Source organism: Pseudomonas meliae, assembly GCF_001400515.1.
Taxonomy (GTDB): Bacteria; Pseudomonadota; Gammaproteobacteria; order Pseudomonadales; family Pseudomonadaceae; genus Aquipseudomonas; species Aquipseudomonas amygdali.
Window position 1 is genome coordinate 1 of the sequence record NZ_LJQT01000244.1, and the last position, 3,953, is coordinate 3,953.

Below are 3,953 nucleotides of genomic sequence, written 5' to 3' on the forward strand. Positions count from 1 at the left end.
GGACAGTTGGCTATTTTTGCAGCGCCTCCTTAGGTATGGCTCAAAAGAGTAGTTCTTTCTGGCACGGCTCATTAGGGTTGCCTTTAGGTCAACTGAGCCATAGCTGATAAGCTCGGCCCATTTGGGTATACCAAAATGGGCCATATGATGGCGACTCTCAATGTTGCGCGGGTGTACCTGCGTGTCAGTACCGAAGACCAGGACTTGCAGCGCCAAGAAGCGATCATTGGCAATGCGCGAGCATCGGGCTACTACGTGGCTGCGGTCTATCGCGAAAAAGCATCGGGCGCTCGATCCGACCGTCCCGAGCTGTTGCGCATGATCGAGGACCTGCAACCAGGTGAAGTCGTCATCGCTGAGAAGATCGACCGAATCAGCCGTCTTCCCTTGCTCGAAGCAGAAAGGCTTGTAGACGCGATCAAGGCTAAGGGCGCACGCTTGGCGGTGCCCGGCATCGTCGATTTATCGGAATTGGCTGAGGCATCCAGTGGCGTCGCCAAGGTGGTGTTGCAAGGCGTACAAGACATGCTGTTGCGTGTGGCACTGCAAATCGCGCGTGACGACTTCGAGGACCGGCGAGAGCGACAGCGGCAGGGCATCGACTTGGCCAAGAGCGCTGGTCTATATAGAGGACGCAAGCCGAATGCTAAAGTGCATGAACAGATCATTGCCTTTAAAAGCGGCGGGTGTAGCATTGCAGAGACTGCGCGGCTGGCGGGTGTCAGTGTCAGCCAGGTGAAGCGTGTATGGGCACATCACCTGGCTAAACCGGGGGCCTAAGCCGGACCACCGAAAATTCCGTCAACCTAGTTAACCAACTGTTTCCTGGAGAAGATGCCAGAGGCAGAGTACGATTCACTCCTCAGACCAGTGGGATGCACGTCCGCCGAGGCGTCGCGCTAATCGCTGGATATCGTCGATACCAGCAGAGCGCAATGAAGGTTGGCGTTTACTGACTGCTAAGGCGGCATCGCAAGCGGTATTCCATGCTTTTCCACGCTGGTAACGCAATGCGCGCAGCGCTTCGATCAGCAACTCCCGCTCGTCATCGCTTAAACCTTCGACCGACGGCAGCTTGGCCATGATCAGGACTCACTCACGTCGCCATCTTCATAGGACAGGCTTTCCGGGTACAGCGCTGTTAACTTGGAGAGTGTTTCCTGCACTTGTTCCAGCGAGGTCATCAGGCCGAGCACCTGATCTTCCAGATCGACGGCGAACTCAAACAGTCCGGCTACTTGGCTGCGCGATCCGTCGTTGAACACGGCCATCGCCAGTTGATGCAGTAGCAACAGGTCAGTACGCAGTTGCGGCGGCCCACCACCCTCTCTGTCGTTCAAGTCTTCGCGCAGCACGTCTACGGCATCGACTGCACGCAGCAGCGCGGTGGTATCGAAATTCTCGGGAACGAGTTCGTCCCATTCTTCATCGGTGCTGCTGATTGGCATGCTAGTCATTTCCTTGTTGGGGTGAGTACAGGCGGGCATGAGAGTCTGACTCCGGTCAGCAGTGCCTACCGGACGATTTTTCCCGAATTCTGCGGCCTCTCCTATAAAAATATGCTTGTTGGCCTGTTATTGTTTTCTGAGGAGCCAACTGAGCACTCAAGGTGTCAGGCTATCCACAGCTGAAACCCTTGGTCTGTACGCAGAATGGCGCCAGAATGACAACCATGAAAATTCTCAGTAATTATTCGAGTTCAGCGCTCGAACGATCCACCCTGCGCCTAGCTTCCGGGGTATCTGAAGCCATTGATGCCGAATGCTCGTACCGGCCCAGCAACGTATCGCACAAAACTTGGATTACCGAAGCCGTTACAGAAAGGCTTGCACGTATCAACTCATCATTTTGCTCAAAAAGCGCGAAGGGAACCAATGGCTAACTTCTACGAATTTTTTGCAGGTGGCGGTATGGCTCGAGCTGGACTTGGCCCCGATTGGCAATGCATGTTCGCAAACGATTTTGACCCGAAAAAAGCTGCCAGCTACGCCACCAATTGGGGCGATGACCATTTACGCGTGGGCGACGTAGCGGCGTTGACCACGACTGAATTACCTGGTGTGGTTGATCTGGCTTGGGCTTCGTTCCCCTGCCAAGACCTTTCCTTGGCAGGTGCCGGGGCTGGCCTAAAGGGCCACCGCTCTGGCACATTTTGGCCGTTTTGGAAACTCATGAAGGCCTTGGGCGAAGAAGATCGCGCTCCGCGCATGATTGTGCTGGAAAACGTGTGCGGTGCCATTACCTCCCATGACGGCAAGGATTTCGCGGCTATCAGCGCTGCTCTGTCGAACGGCGGCTATAGATTCGGAGCCGTGGTCATGAACGCGGTCCATTTCCTGCCGCAATCCCGGCCACGTCTGTTCATCATAGCCGTAAGAAAGTCCTCGCCTATACCTCATACCATAGTTGCAAATGGTCCAGAGGTGGAGTGGCATTCGTCTACGCTGGTCGAGGCCTACAGCAAGCTATCTAAGCGCTCGCAAAGTGCCTGGATATGGTGGCACCTATCGGCACCACCGACTCGCACGACGATCTTTGCCGATCTGGTGGAGGATACGCCGCACGGCGTCACCTGGCACACAGCCGTCGAAACCAAGAAACTGCTTTCCATGATGAGCCCGCTCAATCTTGCGAAAGTTGAGGCGGCTAAGAAGAGCGGCGGACGCATAGTCGGCACAATCTACAAGCGTACCCGAGCTGATGGGCCGAACGGCGAGAAATTTCAGCGTGCTGAAATCCGTTTCGATGATGTAGCTGGTTGCCTACGAACGCCTACTGGCGGCTCCAGTCGGCAAACCATCATGGTGATTGAGGGCAAGCGCGTTCGCTCGCGCTTACTGTCACCACGTGAGGCTGCCCGTCTCATGGGGCTACCTGACACCTACGTACTGCCCAAGAACTACAACGATGCTTACCATTTGGCTGGCGATGGCGTGGCCATTCCTGTAGTTCGCTTCCTGGCTGAGCATCTTCTAGAGCCGCTGTTATTGTCAGCCCTCGTCGTCGAGAAAAGGGTGGCGTAATGACGGATTTGATCGAGGCCCTTCGCGGCTTTAACAAAGAACGAAAATTCAGCAGGAAAGGTTCGCTATGCGTTGCTTTGGTCACAACGCAGCACGCCCGAAAGGGCTTGCCTCTTGATCCGGACAAGCTGCTGACCGAAGCTGGCGGCCAAGTGCTAGGCTTGGGTAAAGGCGCGGTGCAAGCTGTACTGAACCGCCATGGGATCATCCGCGTTTTAGCAGCTGAAGGCGGTCGCACCAGTCGCGGCAGCATTAGCAACATGCGCGAATATGTGGCTTTCCTCAACGGCCAGGCTGCCGCCGGTACTGTAGATCTCGATGTCGTGGAAGCATTCTGGATTGAGCGTGCACATGAGTTTTTTTCAGCCAAGCCATTCAAGATTCAATTGGATGCCTCGCGCAGTCTGCGCACGTTGGTGCGTTATGTGATTGCCCAAGCCGAAGAACGACAGCGCAACACTCCGGGAATGCAGTATGCCGGAGCTGTGCTGCAACACTTGGTAGGCGCGAAGCTTGATTGCGCGCTTGGTCCTGGTAGTTTCGAGCACAATAGTTTTTCAACGTCGGATGCACAATCAGGCCGCGTTGGAGACTTCTTCATTGGTGACGTGGCGATCCATGTCACTACCGCGCCAGGCGAAGCGGTCATTAGCCGCTGCTACGAAAATCTAAATGACGGGCACCGGCCTATCATTGTCACTACTGCGCGAGGGCTTACAGCCGCCGAAGTGCTGGCAGAGAACGCCGGCCTGGGCGACCGCATCGACGTTTTCGAAGTCGAACAGTTTATAGCTCTGAATCTTTACGAGCTGGGCAAATTCGCTGCTGAAGGTCGGCGTCTTGCCGTAGGAGACGTGGTGATACGCTATAACGAAATCATAGAGGAAGTTGAAACAGACCCTAGGGAAGCTCCGAGCAAGGCAGCTGTTC

5 protein-coding genes are annotated in these 3,953 nt (G+C 55.4%); 3 read left to right on the forward strand and 2 right to left on the reverse strand.

The window, feature by feature from the left end; genetic code table 11:
* Window positions 1-147: 147 nt before the first annotated feature.
* A complete protein-coding gene (locus ALO64_RS10990) occupies window positions 148-780 on the forward strand; it encodes a recombinase family protein (RefSeq protein WP_044345663.1) in 633 nt (210 codons plus the stop codon).
* Window positions 781-855: 75 nt separating this feature from the next.
* Here the strand turns inward: ALO64_RS10990 and ALO64_RS10995 are convergent, their stop codons facing one another.
* Together ALO64_RS10995 and ALO64_RS11000 are read right to left on the reverse strand one after the other, a co-directional pair.
* On the reverse strand, window positions 856-1,083 hold the full coding sequence (locus tag ALO64_RS10995; protein WP_004642455.1) for a hypothetical protein: 228 nt from the start codon (window positions 1,081-1,083) through the stop codon (window positions 856-858).
* A 2-nt stretch (window positions 1,084-1,085) separates the two neighbouring features.
* Window positions 1,086-1,448: a hypothetical protein gene (locus tag ALO64_RS11000; RefSeq protein ID WP_007247606.1), complete on the reverse strand. Its 363-nt coding sequence runs from the start codon at window positions 1,446-1,448 to the stop codon at window positions 1,086-1,088.
* A 426-nt stretch (window positions 1,449-1,874) separates the two neighbouring features.
* Here ALO64_RS11000 and ALO64_RS11005 point away from each other — a divergent pair, with 426 nt between their 5' ends.
* Both ALO64_RS11005 and ALO64_RS11010 read left to right on the forward strand, forming a co-directional pair.
* Entirely contained in the window at window positions 1,875-3,023 is a 1,149-nt protein-coding gene (locus ALO64_RS11005; RefSeq protein WP_044345666.1) for a DNA cytosine methyltransferase, read from the forward strand.
* Window positions 3,023-3,953 (forward strand): DUF4928 family protein (locus ALO64_RS11010; RefSeq protein ID WP_054991713.1); only part of this gene is annotated, 931 nt, incomplete at its 3' end. The genes ALO64_RS11005 and ALO64_RS11010, both read left to right, overlap by 1 nt.